The sequence below is a fragment of the Desulfitibacter alkalitolerans DSM 16504 genome, from assembly GCF_000620305.1.
GTDB classification, from domain to species: domain Bacteria; phylum Bacillota; class DSM-16504; order Desulfitibacterales; family Desulfitibacteraceae; genus Desulfitibacter; species Desulfitibacter alkalitolerans.
This window is the reverse complement of the sequence record NZ_KK211106.1, coordinates 22,769-44,398: the sequence shown is the minus strand read 5'-3', so window position 1 is coordinate 44,398 and position 21,630 is coordinate 22,769. Positions and strand designations below refer to the sequence as shown.

General features: G+C 38.8%; 20 protein-coding genes and 1 pseudogene. 6 read left to right on the top strand and 15 right to left on the bottom strand.

Translation table 11 applies throughout. The annotated features are described in order from the left end of the window. Positions 1–49 precede the first annotated feature (49 nt). From K364_RS0121065 to K364_RS0121040, 6 genes are all read right to left on the bottom strand, one after another. A complete protein-coding gene (locus tag K364_RS0121065; RefSeq protein WP_028309640.1) occupies positions 50–928 on the bottom strand; it encodes a homocysteine S-methyltransferase family protein in 879 nt (292 codons plus the stop codon). A gap of 39 nt (positions 929–967) precedes the next feature. Beyond that, a complete protein-coding gene (gene mnmH / locus K364_RS0121060) occupies positions 968–2,008 on the bottom strand; it encodes a tRNA 2-selenouridine(34) synthase MnmH (RefSeq protein WP_051534298.1) in 1,041 nt (346 codons plus the stop codon). 86 nt (positions 2,009–2,094) lie between these two features. Beyond that, entirely contained in the window at positions 2,095–2,616 is a 522-nt protein-coding gene (locus K364_RS0121055; protein ID WP_028309638.1) for a peptidylprolyl isomerase, read from the bottom strand. A 123-nt stretch (positions 2,617–2,739) separates the two neighbouring features. Next, a complete protein-coding gene (locus K364_RS0121050) occupies positions 2,740–3,810 on the bottom strand; it encodes an ABC transporter ATP-binding protein (protein WP_035270609.1) in 1,071 nt (356 codons plus the stop codon). Positions 3,811–3,823: 13 nt separating this feature from the next. Further along, positions 3,824–5,518: an ABC transporter permease gene (locus K364_RS0121045; protein WP_051534297.1), complete on the bottom strand. Its 1,695-nt coding sequence runs from the start codon at positions 5,516–5,518 to the stop codon at positions 3,824–3,826. 35 nt (positions 5,519–5,553) lie between these two features. After that, on the bottom strand, positions 5,554–6,663 hold the full coding sequence (locus tag K364_RS0121040) for an extracellular solute-binding protein (protein ID WP_028309635.1): 1,110 nt from the start codon (positions 6,661–6,663) through the stop codon (positions 5,554–5,556). Positions 6,664–6,923: 260 nt separating this feature from the next. Between K364_RS0121040 and K364_RS0121035 the strand changes: the two genes are divergently transcribed. Continuing rightward, positions 6,924–7,934 (top strand): ammonia-forming cytochrome c nitrite reductase subunit c552, encoded by a 1,011-nt coding sequence (locus tag K364_RS0121035; protein WP_028309634.1) that lies wholly within the window; start codon positions 6,924–6,926, stop codon positions 7,932–7,934. Between the two features lie 91 nt (positions 7,935–8,025). Here K364_RS0121035 and K364_RS25920 read toward each other — a convergent pair whose 3' ends face one another. The 9 genes from K364_RS25920 to K364_RS0120990 form a co-directional block, all read right to left on the bottom strand. After that, on the bottom strand, positions 8,026–9,183 hold the full coding sequence (locus tag K364_RS25920) for an HD-GYP domain-containing protein (protein ID WP_051534296.1): 1,158 nt from the start codon (positions 9,181–9,183) through the stop codon (positions 8,026–8,028). A gap of 281 nt (positions 9,184–9,464) precedes the next feature. Further along, on the bottom strand, positions 9,465–11,507 hold the full coding sequence (feoB, locus tag K364_RS0121025; protein ID WP_028309633.1) for a ferrous iron transport protein B: 2,043 nt from the start codon (positions 11,505–11,507) through the stop codon (positions 9,465–9,467). Beyond that, the gene (locus K364_RS0121020) at positions 11,504–11,746 is read right to left on the bottom strand and encodes a FeoA family protein (protein ID WP_028309632.1); all 243 of its coding nucleotides are present in this window, start codon (positions 11,744–11,746) and stop codon (positions 11,504–11,506) included. The genes feoB and K364_RS0121020 overlap by 4 nt, the downstream gene beginning before the upstream one ends. Beyond that, positions 11,730–11,984: a FeoA family protein gene (locus K364_RS0121015; protein ID WP_028309631.1), complete on the bottom strand. Its 255-nt coding sequence runs from the start codon at positions 11,982–11,984 to the stop codon at positions 11,730–11,732. Before K364_RS0121015 ends, K364_RS0121020 begins: the two co-directional genes overlap by 17 nt. 19 nt (positions 11,985–12,003) lie before the next feature. Further along, positions 12,004–13,101 carry a GGDEF domain-containing protein gene (locus K364_RS25915; protein ID WP_051534295.1) on the bottom strand — a complete coding sequence of 366 codons (1,098 nt, stop codon included), beginning with the start codon at positions 13,099–13,101 and terminating at the stop codon, positions 12,004–12,006. Between the two features lie 191 nt (positions 13,102–13,292). Beyond that, entirely contained in the window at positions 13,293–14,762 is a 1,470-nt protein-coding gene (locus tag K364_RS0121005; RefSeq protein WP_028309630.1) for an o-succinylbenzoate--CoA ligase, read from the bottom strand. A 99-nt stretch (positions 14,763–14,861) separates the two neighbouring features. After that, positions 14,862–15,680, bottom strand: a complete 819-nt coding sequence (gene menB / locus K364_RS0121000) for a 1,4-dihydroxy-2-naphthoyl-CoA synthase (protein ID WP_028309629.1) — start codon at positions 15,678–15,680, stop codon at positions 14,862–14,864. A 3-nt stretch (positions 15,681–15,683) separates the two neighbouring features. Next, entirely contained in the window at positions 15,684–17,438 is a 1,755-nt protein-coding gene (gene menD, locus K364_RS0120995) for a 2-succinyl-5-enolpyruvyl-6-hydroxy-3-cyclohexene-1-carboxylic-acid synthase (RefSeq protein ID WP_277995635.1), read from the bottom strand. Between the two features lie 22 nt (positions 17,439–17,460). Then, positions 17,461–18,837: an isochorismate synthase gene (locus K364_RS0120990; RefSeq protein WP_051534294.1), complete on the bottom strand. Its 1,377-nt coding sequence runs from the start codon at positions 18,835–18,837 to the stop codon at positions 17,461–17,463. Between the two features lie 225 nt (positions 18,838–19,062). Here K364_RS0120990 and K364_RS0120985 point away from each other — a divergent pair, with 225 nt between their 5' ends. The 5 genes and pseudogenes from K364_RS0120985 to K364_RS27430 all read left to right on the top strand — a co-directional run. Beyond that, positions 19,063–19,446: a hotdog fold thioesterase gene (locus K364_RS0120985; RefSeq protein ID WP_028309626.1), complete on the top strand. Its 384-nt coding sequence runs from the start codon at positions 19,063–19,065 to the stop codon at positions 19,444–19,446. A gap of 176 nt (positions 19,447–19,622) precedes the next feature. Beyond that, positions 19,623–19,952: a type II toxin-antitoxin system Phd/YefM family antitoxin gene (locus K364_RS25910; protein ID WP_051534293.1), complete on the top strand. Its 330-nt coding sequence runs from the start codon at positions 19,623–19,625 to the stop codon at positions 19,950–19,952. Next, positions 19,945–20,241 (top strand): hypothetical protein, encoded by a 297-nt coding sequence (locus K364_RS0120975; protein ID WP_028309623.1) that lies wholly within the window; start codon positions 19,945–19,947, stop codon positions 20,239–20,241. Before K364_RS25910 ends, K364_RS0120975 begins: the two co-directional genes overlap by 8 nt. Next, positions 20,192–20,563 (top strand): tetratricopeptide repeat protein, encoded by a 372-nt coding sequence (locus K364_RS25125; protein ID WP_028309622.1) that lies wholly within the window; start codon positions 20,192–20,194, stop codon positions 20,561–20,563. Before K364_RS0120975 ends, K364_RS25125 begins: the two co-directional genes overlap by 50 nt. A 444-nt stretch (positions 20,564–21,007) precedes the next feature. Then, positions 21,008–21,630 (top strand): annotated as a pseudogene (locus K364_RS27430) (hypothetical protein); the annotation flags it as partial.

Here is a 21,630-nt window from a genome sequence, read left to right as displayed (position 1 = left end):
CCATTACCTTATAAGATACTTATTTTAATTTCCCCTTTATCTGGTTGTGTTATTCTTTTAAAGAATCTATAAGCTTTTTAACCCCGTGTATATGTTCCGGGGTGGTTCCACAGCAGCCGCCCACTAGTTTTGCTCCTGCCTCAATACATTTTTTGATATCCTCTGCAAATGCTTCTGGTGTCATGTCATATATTGTTTTGTTATCTACTAACTTTGGCTTGCCTGCATTTGGCTGAATAACTATGGGTACTTTAGATATGGACTTTATAGCAGATACAACCTCAGCCATTTCAAGGGGGTCTAGTTCACCACAATTAGCCCCCACTAAATCTGCTCCCTCATGGATTGTCTTTTCAACACAGTCTTCAAGGAAGTTACCCATCATGGTAACAAATCCCCTGGGGTTCTTTGAAAAGGTAAATGATACAATTACAGGCAGTTCTGAGATGCTTTTGCAGGCCTTAAGAGCACAAAGGGCTTCCCTCAAATCACTTTGAGTTTCAATGATAAAACCGTCAACCCCATTCTCAGCAAGTATCTCAGCCTGTTCCTTAAAAGCATTGTAAAACTGTTCCTCCCTATAAGCTCCATAAGGTTCCAATAGTTGACCAGTTAGCCCTATATTTCCTAAAACATAGCCGCCTTCTTTAGAAATACTTTTAGCAATCCTTACACCTGCCCTGTTAGCTTCAGCACTGTCAATATTTATGTTATGGGTCGCTAAATAAATTCTATTTAGTATAAAAGTGTTTGTGGTTACAATATCACTTCCTGCCTGGATATACTCCCTATGAATATCTCTAATGACTTCAGGGCAGGCAATATTTGGCGTTCCTCCAGGCTGTATCCCCTTACTAATCAATTGGGTACCCATGGCACCATCTAAAAGGACCGTTTCTTTTTTTTCTAAAAAACTTTTTAAGTCCACATTATTCCCCCCAAAAAATTAAAATGTTTTCCTCTAACATTACGCATACCCATATCTAAATGACAAGAAGTCTCTTATTTCCCCAGCAGCAATATTAAGGTTGTTACAATTGATTGAGATGTCATAAGTATTTGCTTGTCCCCGTGGATACCCATATAATGGATCATAGTAATCCCTTAAGAGGGCTGCCACAACCTCGTGGAACTTTTTATTTCTAACTAGTTCAATAAGGTTGTTAATTTTTTCCTGACCAAGGGCCTTTTTTAAATGCAGTATTGCATCAATAAGCTTGTCCTCAGGAAAGCCTGCATAATCCTCTAATAGTCTTTCTACCCGCTTATCAAAGTCTGCATAAAGGTGAATTTTTAGGCCTGTCTTCATCTTATGATAAATCATATCTGGAAGATAGATTTTTCCTATTCTTTTACTTTCACACTCTATAATTGAGAAGCCCCAGTCATTACTCCTAAAATTTTCATAGAGCATGGCCTCAAAGTTTTTTTGAGTCGGCTGACTTCCCCCATGAATCTGACCAAAAACCGAACCACGATTATTTGCAGCCTTTTCAATGTCTATTACGGGCACACCATTTTGGGCCAGTAAAGACAGCAGTTTTGTTTTTCCAACACCTGTTAAGCCCATTAAAACAACCATTTCAGGAATTTTTTCAAAATCATTAAGAAATGAATAAACAAGCCTCCTGTAAGCTCTGTAGCCTCCAGAAAGGTATGAAACCTCCAGTCCATGTTCACTGCAGTAGTCAACCAGGCGCTGGCTTCTCATGCCTCCGCGCCAGCAGAATAAGACAACTTTTCTGTTGTTTTCTGAGAGGCTCTGAATGTGACTAAAGATGCCCGGCAGCTTGGGCTTAACAATGTCATACCCCATGCTTTTTGCTTTTTCTGTACAGATTTGCTTGTAAACCGTTCCAACTTGTGCCCTCTCGGCATCATCTAATAAGGGAATATTAAACGCTCCAGGAATTGTTCCATCAACAAACTCACCTGGTGAACGGACATCTATTTTTACAAAATCTTTAAACTGTTGTAATTGGTCTATAGTAATTTCTTTGGACTTCAAAAGTACTCCTTCTTTCATTAGACATGAAAATAAAATGGTAAAACAAGACACCTATTAGCTTTAAATAGGTGTGCTTGAAGTATCCATTACATTTTCTGCGGTTCCTCATATTCTACCCCAAAGGTATCTACAGTAACTCTAGCAATTCGCTGATCTTCTTCAGGCTTATCTCTATAATCCCGATTAACATTTACTATCCTGTCAACCTCTTCCATTCCTTCAATAACCTTTCCAAAGGCAGCATAATCCCCATCTAAATGTGGGGATTTCTGTACCATTATGAAAAACTGAGAGCCGGCAGAGTTGGGGGCCATGGTTCTTGCCATGGAAATAACTCCCCTGTCATGTGCCAGGTCATTGGGAAAGCTGTTCTTATTAAACTCTCCCTTTATGGAATAGCCAGGTCCGCCCATACCTGAGCCTTCCGGGCAGCCTCCCTGCACCATAAAGCCAGGTATTACCCTATGGAAAGTAACTCCATCATAAAAGCCCTTATTTATCAAAGACACAAAGTTTCTTACAGTATTGGGAGCCTCGTCAGGATAAAGCTCAATCTTAATAACATTCCCATTTTCCATTTCCATTGTAACTATTGGATTTTTTGACATCTTGTCACCCTTTCACTATTAATTACTTAGAATGGAATTATTGTACTCTTTTTTAATGGTTTTTGCAAAATTTTAATAAAAAATCCAATCTATAATTATCTTGCTTAATTCAATAAATTCTATTTATTGAATTGAGGAGTTAAGATGCTTTATTACAGCCACAAAATCCGGCAAGACCTTGAAGCTGACCCTATCCCCAGGACTGACTACCTTTTCAGGGTGAATGTGTGCCAGAAGCTTGCGCTTTTTTTTATTTGCCAGTTCCACTTCTATCACAGCATCAATTGAATCACCTGTATAGGTAGACTGTTTGATTTGACCAACTATATTTCCCTGGGTATCCATCTCCAGGCTATCTGGTCTTACAGAAATAAATACCAACTCCCCAGGTTCATGGTTATGGGTATGATTGCAGGGTATATTGCCTAATTCAGTTTCTACTGATCTGCCATCCCTGCCTATCTTACCCTCAAGAATGTTGGTTTGACCTACAAAGGTGGCAACAAATTTATTTTCTGGAAACTGGTAGATTTCTCTGGGTGTTCCGTGCTGCTGCACTACCCCGTCCTTCATGACCACAATCCTATCAGAAATAGCCAGGGCGTCTTTTTGATCATGGGAAACAAAAACAGCGGTGGCTTCAGCTTCTTTAATGATACGTTTTACCTCCAGTCTCATCTGCACTCGTAAATCTGCATCCAGGTTGCTAAATGGCTCATCTAACAAAATGACAACCGGCCTGCGTGTCAGGGCCCTGGCCAGGGCTACCCTTTGCTGCTGACCACCTGATAGCTCATTGGGATAACGCTTTTCAAATCCCTTCAGGTTAACTAATTCAATAACCTCCATTATCCTGGCATGATAATCCTTCCCCTTGTATCCAAAACCTATATTTTTATAAACATCTAGATGAGGAAATAATGCATAGTCCTGGAACACCATACCCACTCCTCGCTTCTCTGGTGGAATCCACGTATTATTGTCACTTACAACCCTTCCTCCAAGGGTTATGCTGCCTGAGTCAGCCCTTTCAAAACCAGCAATTAGACGAAGGGTTGTTGATTTACCGCATCCACTAGGTCCAAGTAGGGTAACAATTGATCCCTTTTCCACTGCTAGAGTAAGGTTATTGACCGCAGGTTCATTAGCACCTGGATAAGTTTTTGTTACTGAATTTATTTCAATATCAAACAATATTCTCACCACCTTAATATTTGCTTAACATGTAGCGCAAGGGAATTATGGAAACAATAATAATCAACAGGGCAGCTGGTGCTGCCAGATGATAGATTGCATCATGAGCTTCAAACCAAATACGGACTGCTAATGTATCAAAACCTGGAGGACGCAGCATAAGTGAAACTGGAAGCTCTTTTATAGAGCTAACAAAAACCAGTGCTCCCCCAGCAAGGACTCCCGGCAGCATATTGGGTAAAATCACCTTAAACATTACCTTCCAGGGAGGATACCCCAGGCTGCGGGCTGCTTCATCAATTCTTGGTGATATAAGGCTTAATGAGGCTTCTCCTGCCTGCATGGCTTGCGGCAAAAAACGAACTACAAAGGCTACTGCTACCATATAAAAGGTCCCATAAAGCATGGGTATATGATTGTTAAATATAAAAATAAAGCCAAGGGCAACAATCACTCCAGGGAGTGCATACCCTGCATAGCTTAACCTATCAATAAGAGTTGAAATAACTGATGGATAACGAGCCTTCAGGTAAACAACAGGCATGGAAAACATCATACAGAGTAAAGCTGCAAAACCAGATACTTTTAAGCTGTTTAATGCGAAACCAAAAAATCTATGGTCAAGGGCTCCCATGCTGATACCAATTTTTGACCAGTAAACAAGGACACTAATTGGCAGCAATACAGAAATAAAAAATATCAGACCTACATATATAAGTGCCAGGGTTTTCCACCTTCCCAGCTTCAAAATGGCTGGTTCCCTGTAGCTGTTTGACGTTTGATAATACTTGTTTCTTTTTCGGGTAAATCCTTCTATCCACAATATTACAATAGTCAATAAAATAAGCACTAGACTAAGTACAGATGCAGCAGCTGTATCAAAGCCCTGCCTTTGAAAATAAATTGCTGCCGTAAACGTTACATATCTAAGGGCTGCAACTGCACCAAAGTCTGACAGAACATATAGGGAAACTAAAACGGCTCCTGCTCCCATTGCTGGACGTAATAAGGGCAGGTTCACTTTCCAAAAAATTTGCCAAGCAGTCATTCCAAGAGAGCGAGCAGCTTCTTCAAAGTTGGAATTCATTTTTTTTAAAGAAGCACTTACAATCAAATACACATATGGATAAGTAAACATGGTAAGAATAAAAAATACTCCCCAAAAGGAATATATATTTATTGGGTAATCTCCAAATAAATTTACAAGCCAAGGTGTATCCTGCCAAATATCGCGTACCCAACCACTTCTTCCAATTATCATAATATATGCCACAGCACCAACATAAGGTGGTATAACCAGGGGCAGCGCCAGCAACCATCTAAGCACCCTTCGTCCTGGCAAATCAGTACGAGTAACTATCCATGCCAAAGATACTCCAATTATCACTGCACAAACAGTAACTGCAAAAGTAACAGAAACTGTATTCCATAATAGCTGGGGAATTCTCTCATCAAGCAGCCGCATCCAACGGTCCATACCTGCAAAAATTGAGCGCCACATTACATAAATAATTGGTATTGACATTATCAGTGCTATACACAGCCCAAAAAGAAGCAGGAGTGAACCTGGAGGATTACCGTTCCATATGTTCAGCCATTTGCTTTTAAAAAAATGGAAAATGGCTGGGGAAAATTTTTCCCCAACCTGGGCAGGTGGATTATTATTTAATTGTGTCATTTGTGTCATCCTGTTAGAATTTTTTCTCATAGTGCCCTCTCCCAAACAAGCAAATTCCAAAAAAACTATTTCAAATCAAGATCAAGACCAGATGCTTCAATTAGAGCCCTTGTATCTTCAAAAAACTGCCCAAGCTCTTTAATTGGCATATCCTGAACCTTCAAATCTTTAAAGTCAACTATATGTGGTTCAACTTCTGGCGGATACACTGCACCAAATTGTGAATTGATTAGAAGTTCTAGTGATTCCCCTACAAAAGCCACCTGGTTTTCAGGTAACAGCAGCCATTCAAGAAAGGCTATAGCGTTGTCTCCATTAGGTCCTCCCTTTACTAGACCTACACCAGCTGCATTTGCAACAACACCCATTTGATTATCACCCTGATCCACATAAATAAAACCCACATTATTATTTTCAGGTTCTAATAATTGTTGATGAAAATAATAGTTGTTCACAAGGCCAAAAGCATGCTCACCTGCACCTACTGCCCTGCGTATTTCACCATGACCTTGATAAATTCCTGCCGCATTTTCTCTTATGGCAGCAATCCACCTGGCAGCTTTTTCATCACCCCACTCATAACGAAGTGCAGAAACATGGCCAATCATACCACTATTGCCACCACGGGTAATGGCATATCCATTCTTAACCTGGGTCCACTTTGGCTCAAAGAGATCTTCAATGCTTTTTGGCATTTCCTCTTCTGAAATTAAATCTTTATTATAAATAAATCCTCTAGCTCTAACAGATATGGCAAAATATGAATTATCATCAGCCCTGAACAATTCAGGAATAGTTTCTATGCCTTTAGGATTTGATCCCTGCAATAAGCCCTGCATATGCAGATAACCCAAAGCCCCAAGATCATTTGAGATAAATATATCTGCACGTACATTGTTGGCCTCTTCTACTATTTGCAGTGGATTGGCCCCGTGTAGTGCAATCACTTTTATGCCTGTTTCACTTTCAAACTTATCAAGAAGGCTTTGGACGAACCTTTCATTACGAGAAGAGTAGACAACCAGTTCTCCAGTAGCTTTCCCATTATTTAATTCCTGACCATTATTTGAACTTCCTTGTGAGTCCTTGCCTTGATTAGACCCACAACCAGCTAGTAAACCTATTGTTATAAAAGCAATTATTATTAAAACTCCAAGTTTTGTTTGTTTTAGCAAAACAAATACCCCCTTTAATTTTTGATATTTTCCATAAGCTGCTGTAAAGTTTCATTTTATGAAATATCATTTACCTAACTATGTAGCACCTCCTGCTTCTGTTTTAAATGATAATGATTTTCATTATCTATTTAATTATACTTTAGCCTTTCTATTAATGCAACAAAAAAATATTTGAAAAACACATAAACTTTTTAAAAATAACCAAACTACTAATAATACCTTTTCAAATAATACCCTATCAAAGGAGGTGTTTAAATTTGTTACATAAGAAAATAAAACCAATAGTACTAAGTCTAATTCTATTTCTGTTTTCTCTGCTCTCAGTTGGATGCCCTCCAGCACAAGAGCCTGCACCCCAGGAACCAGCTCCCCAACCTCAGGAAGCTCAGGAGATAGACATTACTGAGTTGGTTACACAGTGGGTTGAATCCGGCCACTCCAATATAACCCTTTATGCCGCTGAAAGGGATGGTTGTGTGGCATGTCATGACGGTGGGGCATTTGCCCAGCAGTTAACAGAGGTTGCCCAGCTGGAAAGAGATTTTCATGTTGCCACTGATTGTAGAGCCTGTCATACAGGTCGTGGCAATGAGCTTCTTCAGGCCGGAACTGTAAGTATTCCTACCCAGGAAAATGTTGAGGCAGGTACGGGAGCACAGTGTCTAGCATGTCACAATGAAAGACGGGCACCAGACATTAATGATGAACGCAGAGCAGCCCCCCATCCAAGCAGTCAAGCAGGTGTATTTACTGGAACAGGTGGTATACGTGCTGCAAATTTTGACTACCAGGAGGAATCACCCCATAACCAGGTTGACAATTCTTGTGTTTCCTGTCACATGACGCCTACTGATGCTGGTTGGGCCTCTCACACCTTTGCAGTTGATAATGCTGAAGCAGCCTGTGGTGATTGCCATAGAGGTATAACTGATGTTAATCTAGAAGCTGGTGCTGATTATGATGGTGATGGAGATGCTAAGGGCTTTCAGGATGAGGTTGCAGGATTACTGTCTTTGCTTGAGGAAGCCATTTCCGAAGCCATTAATGGAGGATCCTTTGAGGCAGGTGGCGGTGTGATAAAATTTACTAATGGAGCAGGTAATGAAATCCAGGTTCCTAATGAAGTGTACCAAGCTGCTTACAATCATACTCTAGTTGCCCAGGATGGCAGCCTTGGACTGCACAATCCGATTTTCGTAGTTCAGCTGCTGCAGCAATCCTATCGTGAGCTCACTGGAGAAGATGTACCAGATGCAGACATTCAATAATCAAAATCCACTAATAGAACCTCAACAGGAGAGACATCAAGGCCTCTCCTGTTTTTTCTGGTTTTAAATATTTTCTAATTCTTACTTGAAGTTAATTAAAAAAATTTTTTGTCAGCAGGATGATAAATTCCCCGGCTAAAAAGGGATCAAACTGGGTTCCCTTTCCCTTTTCCAACTCAGTTAATATTTGTTCCTGTGACAGCCTGCTCCGGTATGCCCGGTCACTATTCATGGCATCCCAGGCATCCACAATACTAACTATTCTGGCGGCAAGAGGAATTTTCTCTCCTTTCAGCCCATTTGGATAACCCCGGCCATCAAATCGTTCATGATGATATTTAATAATATCCAGAACAATACTATCCAGCTCCATTGGTGCTAATATTCTTACTCCTTTTACCGGATGTTCTTTCACAACGTCAAATTCCCCATTATTTAATGAGGTCGGTTTATTAAGAATGCTGTCCGGTACTCCTATTTTCCCGATATCGTGTAAGAGAGCTCCATAGTGAAGCTTTTCAACAATATCGTCTAGCAGGCCCATGGCTTTAGAAAACTCTACTGTAATTTTGGCTACTCGCTGGGAATGATTTTGGGTATAGATATCTTTTTCATCAATAGCAGAAACCAAGCTGGCAATTGTTTTAATATATGTCTCCTTTTTGCCCTGCTCTATTTTCAGCCTAGTATTATCTAATAACAAGGCTGCCTGGTGAGCAAATAAGGTTAAATGCTTTAAATCTTTTGAAGAATAAATATTTGGATGGTTATGTACTGCTTCATGACGATGCATTACCACTGCATAACCAATAACATTATTATCAGCGGTCAATAATGGAACATTGATCAGTGAAATCAACTTATTATCGAATTTGGCAAAATATTCAAAGAGGGAGTTGTCTTGTGTTATTTCTACAATTTTATGTAATTCTTCATTTGTTAGCAATTGACTTAGCCTACTAAGAGCTTCTACTAAAGCATCGGAAATTTCGCCATTTACCTCGACTATCTTTAATTGACTTATGTTCTGATCTGCTATATACAGGCAACCTGCTTCACTGCCGGTGATATCCATTGCCAGCTGCAAAATGCTTTTAATCGTAGTCTCCAGGTCATGTCCTTTAATTAAGATATTGGTCATTTTAACCAAAAAAGACTGTTCCTGCAATTTATTGTTTAATAGCGTAATTTGCCTGCGCAGCTGCTCTATCTCTTGTTGCTCAAATGCAGCCTGTAAAATGGTAACCATCTCCTGTTACTTTTTTTCTTTACATTGACAATCCCCGGCACCAGTGCATGAGTGATTACTATTTCCATGACGCAAATTGCTGCTGCAACTACAACCGCATCCACTGCCGGAAAGACTTTTTTTCACGTGCCTCATTATTATAAAAACACTATAAATGAATAACCCTGCTATTATTATCCCGCTAATGAAATTCATCCAGTTACCTCCATGAAATATATAATTAGCTAAAGCCAAGGGCATGCTCTGTTGACAAAACCATTTTTAAAACTACCTGGCTTTTATCACAGTTTAAAATTTAGCAGCAGTCCAGCCTGATATATTAAAAAGGCAACAACCCAGGCCAGCACGAACTGGACGGCCATGGCAAAAATTGTCCACTTATAAGAACCCGTTTCCCTTTTAATAGTAGCTAATGTAGCAATGCATGGAGTATACAAGAGCACAAATACCATAAAACTGTAAGCAGACAGAGGTGTAAAGAAAGAACTTATTACGCTATGAAAATAAACTTCTTGACTGGAAGCAGCTAGATCGCCTATCCCATAAATGACAGCCATAGTAGTGATTACAACTTCTTTAGCTAAAAATCCGCTTAAAATTGCCACAGCAGCCTGCCAGCTATCAAATCCTAAAGGAGCGAAAACCGGAGCCACTATTTTACCGATACTTGCCAGAAAGCTGTCCTCCAACTGGCTGCTTCCTGCCAAGGAAAAGTTGGATAACCACCAAATTATTACTGACATGCCGAAAATAATTGTTCCTGCTTTTATTAAAAATATTTTTCCTCTATCCCACATGCGCAATAGTATTGTTGTTAACGTTGGGATCCGATAGGGGGGGAGTTCCAGAATAAATGGCACATAATCACTTTTAAAAGTCGTTAGCTTTAAGATTAATCCCAATCCAACAGCCACAGCAATCCCAAGTAAGTACAAGGAAAAGATTATACCACTTTCCCGCGTGGGGAAAAATACCGTCACAAAAACCAAATAAACCGGCAGCCTGGCACTGCAGGACATGAATGGGGTTAAAAGAATTGTCACTTTCCGGTCATTTTCATTTTCTAATGTTCTGGCAGTCATTATTGCCGGAACAGAGCAACCAAATCCTAATAGCATTGGAATAAATGCTTTACCATTTAGGCCAATCCGCCGCATCACTCGATCCATGATAAACGCAGCCCTGGCCATATAACCACTGTCTTCCAAAAAAGCAATAAAAAAGAATAAAATAAATATTTGGGGCACAAATATTAAGACACTGCCTACACCCCCAATAATTCCTTCCGAAACTATCGAAATCAACATGGGGGATAACTGCCATTTATTTAATAACTGGGTAACACTAGGAATAAAGCTGGTAACAAATAAATCATCAATTAGACCTACCAGTGGATTTCCAGCCAAGTCAAAGGTCAGCAAAAAAACTATCCACATTAACAAAAGAAATATGGGAATACCTAAAACCCGATTGAGTACTACTCTGTCAATTTTATCCGTTAAAGTAAGATGCTCCTCTGTTGTTTTGACTACTGCTTCCTCTATTAAGTTAGCTATAAGTTTGTACCTGTTTTCTACTATTTCAGACAGCAGGCTGCCTTCCAGGTTAATATCATTTAATTTTTGTAAAACAGATCTATAATTTATTTCTTTCAGCTTATCCAGAATAATATTGTCACCTTCAAGAAGCCTTATCGCCAGCCAACGCTTTTGACAATCCTTGACTAAATCAGGATAACTATCTAATTCATGGATAATAGTTTCAATTTTTTCTTCAATGTGCTGGTCATAATTCAGCTGTAGTTTTTCTTTGTTTTCATTCCTTTTTGCTGTTGGGACAACAGCCTTGCTCATCAGGTCTTCAATTCCTATTCCTTTGATAGCTACGATAGGTATAACCGGTACGCCTAATTTTTTTTCCAGTTCAGCTATATCTATTACTATACCCTGCTTTTGAGCAACGTCAATCATATTGAGTGCTATTATCATTGGTTTGTTGAGTTCTAACAACTGCATCGTCAAATAGAGGTTACGCTCAATATTTGACGCATCTACTACATTGATCAAAATATCCGGGCTCTCTTTAGTAATAAAATCTCTAGTTACTACTTCTTCCATGGAGTAGGATGACAAACTGTATATTCCTGGCAAATCCACTACCTTTACTGTTATATTTTTATCCTTCAAACTATGTAAACCATACTTTTTTTCTATGGTAACCCCAGGCCAATTAGCCACATGTTGTCTGGCCCCCGTCAAGCTATTAAAAAGAACAGATTTGCCTACATTAGGATTACCAGCAAGAGCAACAGTAAGAGAATTCATGTTATGATCCTCTCCCGTTCCATGACTAGAATCTGGCTAGCTTCTTTTTTACGCAATGACAATAAATATCCCCTGACCTTGATTTCAATAGGATCGCCCAATGGAGCAATTTTTTCCACTTTTACAGAGGTGCCTGGAGTAACACCCATGGACATTAACCGATATTTAGTTTTATCTTTAAGCATTATTTTTTCTATTGTCAATTCTTCGCCAGGCTTGGCCTCATCTAGTTTTTTCATCAAATTTTCCCCCCTGATAAGATTCCACCAGGATAAATTTGGCTAATTCTTTATCAACAGCTAATCTTGTACCCCCAAAATACAAAATATAAGATCCATTTGTGTCACTGGCCAACACCTTCAACGTAGTTCCTCTAATTAATCCTCTGTCTAACAGTGCCTTTTTTACACCATGGTCTGCCGTTATCTCCTTTAAAACCACCTTATCACCGATTCTAAGCAATGATAGAGGCATCATTTTCCTCACCTCCAATTTTTTAAACCTGGCTCATCTCTGCGACTATTTTATTTTTACCTGTTCGCTTGGCATGATAAAGCAGAGAATCAACTGCCCCGACAAACTGGCAATCTTCATCTCCTGCAAACAAATTACTTGTGCTGATGCCCCCGCTGATAGTAATGAAAACCGTCTGTCCATCAATGTCAAAAGGTCTTTCTGCAATTTCTTTCCTAATCCTTTCACATATTTTTACCCCTTCTTGAAGATTAGTATCAGTCATTACTACTGCAAACTCTTCTCCTCCATACCGGGCAGCTAGATCTGTTTTTCTGATTATATTTTTGATAACTTCAGCCACCCCAGTTAAAATATAATCCCCAGCCAAATGACCGTAAGTGTCATTAATTTTCTTGAAGTTGTCAATATCTAGCAATGCCAGGCAAAAATTTTGCTGGTCTCGGTTTTTTCTTTTTCTTAACTGGCTTAGAGTTTCAAAAAAAGCTTGATGATTAAGCAATCCTGTCATCTGGTCCTGCTGGGAGATATCTTTTAAATAGTTGTTTTTCTCCTCAAGCTCCTGCTGGACAAAGCTGACCTGTTTTACTAACGAGTTAATGTCCCTGATGACTGCAGCTATGACTAGAGCAAAAAAATACAAAAATGTTATATTAATTAAAATATCTCCTTGCAAAACAGCCTCAATGCCGCTGGTTAATAATACTATCCCTGCATATAAAATAGAGGCAATGAAGGCAAAAACTGCCGAATGAATTTTAGGAAAGCGAAGGGTTTCTACGACGACGTAGATTATAAATAAAGGGTACAGGTTTATTTGCATCTCTATTGCAGTAAAAAACATCAGACTAACTAAGGTGGCATCAGTCAAAATAGTAATAAAATGAGGCTGAAATTTTTCTGGGATTGATTTGATTTGTGTTTGATAAATGTAAATAACTCCTTCAATAAAATACACTATTAAAGTAAAGATCAGCACTTTTTTGAAATAGCTAGATTCATCAATTTGAGTATCATCCAGATAATTCACAAAAAATAACCCGGCCATAACAAAGATTATCTTTGTCTTAATAAATAACTCTTCTAAAACAAGTATCCTTCCTTGGTTTATATCCTGCAAATTAAACCTACTCCTTTATTTTAAATGAATATTTATTTGTCCATTTTTCATTTTATTCATAGCCTATCAGCGAACCATTTACAGATACTTATTTTTTAACCGTCATTGATAATTATTATTATATGATATTGATTATCATTTAGCAATACTTATTATAAAATATTTATGCAGTTAAAATGTAGTGATTTAAATTATTTCCATAGCTTTCTGCGTAATAATTTATTTGCTGCATTCCGAGGCAGCTCGTCAACGAAGTTAAAAGCTGCAGGCACCTTGTATCCAGCAAGTTTCATGCGGCAAAACTCCCTGAGTTCTTCTTCAGTCACCTTTTGATTCCCTTTGACCTTTACAAAGGCCACTGCAGCCTTCCCCCATTTCTCATCATATCTGCCTGCAACGCCCGCATCCTCAACAGCCGGATGCATGAGAATAACAGATTCAATTTCAGCCGGATATACATTTTCACCACCTGATATTATCAGGTCACTTCGCCTGTCAAGTACGTATAAAAAACCATCCTCATCTTTATAGCCCATGTCACCAGTATAAAGCCAGCCGTCTTTAATAGTTTTGCTTGTTTCCTGCTGATTTCCGTAGTAGCCCTTGGTTACATTCGGGCCCTTGACCACAATTTCACCAACTTCCCCAGTTCCTTGCTCTTTTTCATCTTTAATAATTTTGAGCTGTGCTGGAAACAAGGCCTTTCCTGCCGAACCCAGCTTTGATGTTAAGTAATCTGGGCCAAGTGTTGCTATCTGAGAAGCAGTTTCAGTCATTCCATATGTCTGGAATACTGGGATATTGCCTTTTTTACTTTGCTGAAGTAATGATTGTGGCACTGAGCCTCCCCCCAATAAAACACAGCGCAATGTACCTGGATAAGATAAATCAATCAGTTCGCCTAGCATCCTGGTTAACATAACACCAACTACAGAAATAATTGATATCTGATTATGTTTAATAGCCTTATTTACCTTTGCCGGGTCAAAAGCTTCATGAATATCAACGCTGATACCATAAATAACACTTCTCATCAAAATAGATAAACCGCTAACATGAAAAACAGGTACACAAAGCAGCCAACAGTCGTTATTATGCAAACCAAGATTTAAGGCAGAGGCTACAGCACTCCACCAGTGGTTTCCATATGTTAACATAACGCCCTTGGGATTACCTGTTGTACCTGATGTATAAATAATCGTATGTAACTGTTCTAAAGCAATTTCATATTTTAATGGAGCATCTTTTCCCTTTAGTGCCAGGAGCTGATCCACTGCTGCCACCTGCAGGGCTTGATTTCCTAAAACAACTACTGCAACCGTTTCCTCATAATCTCCATCATAAATAAGGAATGTAGTTTTTGAGTCCTTCAATTGCCAGGTTAATTCAAATGAAGTTAGGCGAGTATTAAGCAAAACCATTACAGCCCCAAGATACTCCAATCCATGGATTATTTCTACAGTACAAATATTATTGTTCATTAATAGTGCAACATGATCATTTTCCTTTACACCTAATTGAGCTAATCTTTGGGCCATTTTTTTTGAGCCTTCATTTAACTGGGCAAAAGTATATTGTTCATCTTCACTCCGCAGGGCAATCCTTTCTGGAGTAAGCTCTGATCGTTTATGCAGCCAGTTAGGCATTTTTTCGCTACTCATCAGACAATACTCCTTTCACTATAAAAATATCTACGTACAAAAACAGCTTGATGAGGGTTTTTATCAAGCTGTTTAAAAGCAAAAGTTTTTGCTTAACCTTTATGGAAAACGAGGAAATTTCTTGAATTCAGGTCTGCGTTTTTCTTTAAATGCATCCCGTCCTTCTTTAGCTTCATCTGTTGTATAAAAAAGCAAAGTTGCATCTCCAGCCAACTGCTGTAGTCCAGCTAACCCATCTGTATCAGCATTAAAGGAAGCCTTTAAAAAACGCAGGGCAGTTGGAGAATTTTCCAGCATTTCTTCACACCATTTCACCGTTTCCTCTTCAAGTCTTTCAAGGGGTACAACAGTATTAACTAAACCCATTTCCAGCGCCTCCTGGGCAGAATATTGACGGCACAAATACCAGATTTCCCGAGCTTTCTTATGTCCAACAATTCTAGCAAGATAACCGGCACCATATCCGGCATCAAAGCTTCCTACCCTGGGGCCTGTTTGTCCAAACACAGCATTATCAGCGGCAATGGTTAAATCACAGACAATGTGTAAAACATGGCCCCCACCAATGGCATAACCGGAAACCATTGCAACTACAGGTTTTGGGATTACACGTATCAAGCGCTGTAAATCTAAAACATTTAAACGTGGTATTTTATCATCTCCCACATAACCCCCATGTCCACGTACTTTTTGATCTCCACCGGAACAAAAGGCATCAACCCCTGCACCTGCCAGGATAATAACTCCAATATGAGCATCATCACGTGCATATGTAAAGGCATCAATCAATTCCGTTACTGTTTTAGGTCGAAAGGCATTGCGTACCTCAGGTCGATTAATAGTAATTTTTGCAATTCCATTATACGTTTCATAGATAATATCTTCATAGCTACCTTCTCTCATCCACTTAACAGCCATTATTCACACTCCCTTTTGTTTATCTTCATCTTGGAACATTGTATCAATAACATCAGAAAGAGACTGCCAGAGTTTTTTATGTATTCTAGCATTTTCGTCCCTGTTTGATGGTATTTCTATTACTGAAAGACCTTTGGATAAAGCACATTTGGTTATTTTTTCACGAAATTCCCCCCAGTTGGAGATACGCGTAAAGGAGCCTCCATACATTTTGACTATATGTTCATAATCCAATCCAATTGGGGTGCCAAATAACATTTCAAAACAATCTTTATTATTTGCCTGGGGCAGAAATGAAAAAATACCTCCGCCATCATTATTTATAACAATGATTGTTATATTTAGATCATATAGCTTAGTGAAAAGCAAACCGTTCAAATCATGAAAAAAGGATAAATCGCCAATAACAAGCACTAGTGGTGATCTGATAACACCAGCTCCCAAAGCACTAGAAATTACTCCATCGATTCCATTAGCTCCTCGATTTGCCATTATATATATATTCTTATAATCTGCAGCAAAAAATGTATCCACATCACGAACTGGCATGCTGTTACCAACAAATAAAGTGGCATTATCCGGCAGGTGTTTTTGCAGTTCAATTATTACCTGTCCTTCAAATAAAATATCCCCACGTCCCCTTGTTTGCATGTAGTTTTGAGCTGTCTTGTTAAGCTCCTGCCATTTTTTACTCCACCCTGTGGGCTCGCCCCTTTTTCTAAGAGTTCTTAAAAGCATACGGCAAAAATCTACCGGATCAGTATAAAGCATATCAGAAGCCATAAGTGTTGGTTCAATCCAACCACCGGGGCTATCCATGATGATTTGACGAGCTTGCGGGTTAGCCTGCAGATATAATAAAAATGCTTTAGAAATTGGCATTGCTCCAAAACGAATAATAACCTCAGGCTTTAGCTGTGCTTTTACTTTCCCATTTCGTAAAAACGCATCATAGCTGTCACATACCCACTCCTTTGAATGGGAACCACTCCGCAGCTGTGACAATGGATCAGCTAAAATTGGATACTTCAATACAGCTGCTAACCGGGTGATTTCAGCAGACAGCTGAGGGCAATCATTGGGTCCGCACACAATCAATCCCTTTTCAGTTCCCTGTAAATCCTCTGCCAGTCTTTGTGTATAGACAGGTTCAAGGTGTCTTTTGCTATCCGGAACCTGAACATAACATTGTCCTCCAGGTCGCCCCCTATCCCACAGATTTGCTATTGATAAATCAGGAATAAGGGGTTCTCTAAAGGGAAAGTTTAAATGGACAGGCCCCGCAGGAGCCAGGGAAGCCATGGCCACGGCTCTTCCTGCAGCTGTACGAACATAATTCAGCATGATATTTGTATCTTCAGGAAGGGCTAGATCAACAAACCATTTCACATGCCTGCCAAATAAACCAACCTGGTCAATGGCCTGGGGAGCTCCAACATCCCGTAATTCATGGGGTCGGTCTGCAGTAAGTACTAAAAGAGGAACACGAGCATAGTGGGCTTCAACAACAGCAGGAAGATAGTTTGCTGCTGCTGTTCCTGATGTACAAAGTACAGCTGCCGGCTGCCCTTTAGCTTTTGCTATTCCTAATCCAAAGAAACCAGCAGAACGTTCATCTACCTGCATCCATACATTTATTTTTGGATGCTCTGCCATTAAGATTGCCATGGGAGCAGAGCGGGAACCGGGGCTGATTACAACATCTTTAACCTCTAGTCTGGCTAATTCATCAACAAAAGATGCCACATAAAGTGTCATCGCTTCATCAATTGTCACATCCTCATCCCCTTAAAGCTGATAGCATTGGATTAAATTTCATTTGTGTTTCTTGATATTCATTTTTAGGATTAGAATCTCCAACAATACCACATCCAGCAAACAAGGAAACCAAATCATCTCGAATCAAACCCGAGCGAATTGCAACAGCAAACTCACCATCACCTTTTCCATCCATCCAACCAACAGGAGCACCATACCATCCACGATCAAGAAGCTCTTGTTCTCGTATCTCTTTTAATGCCTTATTTCGAGGATAGCCTCCTAATGCCGGAGTAGGATGAAGCTTCTCAACCATATCCAATAGTGATACATTATTCAAAGCTTGACCAACTATAGGTGTGAATAAATGTTGGACATCCCGCCCTTTATAAAGAGCTGGCTTTTCTGGTACTGCTGCTTCTGCACATCCATCTTGCATTGCTTTTTTAATCATTTCCACAACAATTGCATGTTCATGCAAATTCTTTTTATCATTTAACAGCTTATTTCCCAGATACTCATCCTCTTCTATTGATGAGCCGCGAGCTATAGTTCCCGCCAAGCACATGGTTAAAAACTCATCCCTTTGCTTTTGAACTAGTAATTCTGGTGATGCTCCAATAAAGCAATTATCTTCACTTTCAATGGCAAAGATATAACTTGAAAGCTGTTCTTCAAGCAAACGCGCAAGCACATTTTCCACCTGAACAGTACTCTTCATTTTAATCCTTAGTTCTCTAGCCAATACCACCTTATCTAGTAAACCTTTTTTAATATCCTTTGCAGCCTTTGCAACTGAATTCATCCATTGCTCCGGATTAATCTCCAATGTGGATAATATCAGATTTTGCAAGGGACAGAGTTTCTTTTGATTTTTTAATAATAAATGCTCTTGTTCTTCCAGCCAGGTAGTTTTTGTATCAAGATGACCACCTTGATTAATCATGATATTGGATGTCAACCATGCTCGTCCATTGAAAACTGTAAGCATGAAGATGGGCAATACCATTTTCCCCTCTGGATAACCTTTCCATAAACCTGTTTTAGGCTTATATGGGTCAAATGAAAATCCTCCTAACAAAATTGGTCCTGTACAATTAGTTGACCAGGAAGAATCAGAATGAACAATGCTTTGTTTTAATAAGTACTGCCACTTGTTTTTTATATAATTAAATCGCCGTTCCTTGGATGGCACATCTATTATGTATGCATGCCCTATCCCAATAAGATAAAGATTTCTTGAAGGATGTGACCAGAAGATTCTTTGACCTAAAAAGGAATCCCTCCCAGCTGCAAAAAATAAAAGGGGATCTATATATTCTATCTGTTTTATATGACTAATCAATAATGGTTGTGAAACAGAGCTAATATGTAATTCATCAAGCCTGGATGTAAGCACATTAATCACTCCATAGGCACAAAAAATGAACCGCTGTTCATTTTTGTATTATATCATATTCATAGATCAGAGGGAAGCAAATAAAGTAGAACTGCAAATAAAGTAGAACTTCTTGCAGGCAATTGGCTGCCTGGCAGATTGGGTATGGTAGATTGGGTATTGAAGAAAATTGACAAGACATAGCATTTGTCTTACACTAATTTAAAAAGATAAGTGGGGAAACACATGAATTTAGAAAATACAATTCTTGAAACATTAGATATAAAAATTGTCGATCTCAATCCTGAGCGTGTTGTATTAAGTATGCCTGTTGGTCCTAAAACCAGGCAGCCAATGGGTTTGCTTCACGGAGGTGCATCTGTTGTTCTAGCAGAATCTGCAGCAAGTATTGGGGCATATTTAAATGTAGATCCTGAAACACAAACAGCCTTTGGAATAGAAATTAATGCTAACCACCTATCAAGTAAAAAAAGTGGTATTGTTAAGGCAATAGCTACACCAATACATAGAGGAAAATCAACAATGGTATGGCAGATTGAGATTGTAGATGAGCATGATAAAAAGATTTGTATATCACGTTGCACTATTGGAATTATTACCAAAAAATAGAATTTATTAAGGAGACTCCACCTACATTATTCCATACCTCATCATCAATGTCATAATAAAAAACTGAGGCCGATTAAATCCACCTCAGTTATGATTTTAAATGCTTTTCTCATTTTACTTACGATATAATTGTGATATAATTATGATATAAACTGACCTGAAAGGTTGATGTTAATATGTATAGAATCATTCCAAGTGCCGATTTAAGAAATAAGTACTCGAAGATTGCTGACTTTGCAAAACAAAATCATGAACCAATTGTCTTAACTAAAAATGGTGAAGGTGACTTGATTGTTATGAGTATTGAATTGTTTCAAGAAAAAGAAATGGAGTTACAGCTTTATAAACGACTTTCAGAAAACAAAATGGATATTGCAAAAGGCCACTTCCAGTCTGGAACAGATCTTTCTAAACAATTAAGTAGATATATTAAAAATGATAACACTAACCTACTCAATGAGCTCAAGGAAACTTACCTTAAAAAGGGAGAACCGACAGATGTATAATGTAATTGTTCCTTCTAAAGTAAGTCTAGAAATTTTTACAGAGCTCGACTTTTGGTCCCAAAAGAATGAAACTTTTGCTGAAAAAGTCGCAGTTGAACTCGATTTCCATCTTACCCAGACTTTAAAACATAATCCTGGGTTTGGTGCCTTAAAAGCTAAGAAAGGTGATCTTTTCTACTACTTAATACAGGGTCAATTCAAGCTTGTGTTTGAAATTGATAAACTTAACAACCAGGTTATTGTTCATTATTTCTTTAATACAAGAAAAGCTATATCTGAATATATTTGAAGTTAACCCAGATGACTATGCAACAAAAATTGATTATGCCATTAGCCTGTTAGCCTCTGAAAAACCCAGAGAGGCACTGCCAATCCTTCAATCTTTACCAGAAGAATTAAAAGAAAATGTTCAGATTATCTCCCTTATTGGTAGTTGTTTTGTAGAGATAGATAAACCAGATTTAGCAATTGAAGCTTTGGAAAAAGGTCCTACTAGAGCTAGAAAAATGGACCAGGATATGATGGTATTTAGATATGCTTTAGGAACAGCTTACAAAAAAGCAGGATTAAAAGATAAAGCACTTAACACAATTCCAGAAAGTTTACGCTGAAGACATGGAGTTTATGGGATACTCCCGCCAAACACAAAAAATGAGTACTCGTTCTATAATAAAAAACTGAGGCCGAATTATATCGACCTCAGCTAATTTACAAAATTTGGTGGAGATAATGGGACTTGAACCCATGACCTCCTGACTGCCAGTCAGGCGCGCTGCCACTTGACTAGAAGATGCGCCCCAATTTTTCACCTTTAGATTTCTTTAAAAGACTCTACGCCTTATTTATTAAACATTTCTTATTAGTCAAAATGGTTATTACATTACAAATTATTTACAGGACTTATGCAGTTGATGGAAAATAACACCAAAGCATAATCCAAAAATATTTTCAAAATGCAACCAGATAATCCCAAAAACACTTGACAATTGCAAAATGTCCCCATAATCGAAATGGATGGTATTATTTACCATGCCCTAACGATATGGGTGATGCAAATGAAAAAACTGTGTAAACCAACTTTCAAAGAGAAGGACCACGGTCAAGGTGCCGGGATTCCAGTACTTAAGACCATCTGGGATTTGTTTGATCTTTCTTTGCTCTTTTCTCAAACAGGAATCCGTAAGCACTCCGGGGTTCCAACATGGCTTTTGGCTTTTGCCTACATCTGTGGTCTGGTAAGTAATGCGAGCTCTGCAAATCAAAATGCTAAGTTTTCAGCGGATGCCCCTTTCTTAAAACAGCTTCTTTCCGGGCAATTAATCTCGCAGAGTGCTTTTAGCCGGTTCCTGTCTAAGCCTTTTCAGTGGCTTCAGTTCTCTATTGGTAGAATTTCTAGACTGCAGGAACGTACAGAGACCCGGTTGACCGACGGTGATATAATTGCCTTAGACGATACTAAAATTGAACATCCTTATGGTAAAAAAATCCCCTTTCTCTGTTGGCTTTTTGATAGTTCAGATAAGCGACATGTATGGTGCATTAATCTTGTATCGACTCTAGCTGTCTTAAAAAACGGCCTTGAATATCCTATGTTGTGGCGTTTCTGGGTTAAAAAAGACCAGGATAATGAAAAACAAACCAAACTCAATCTTGCTATAGAGATGTTAAAAGAGCTACG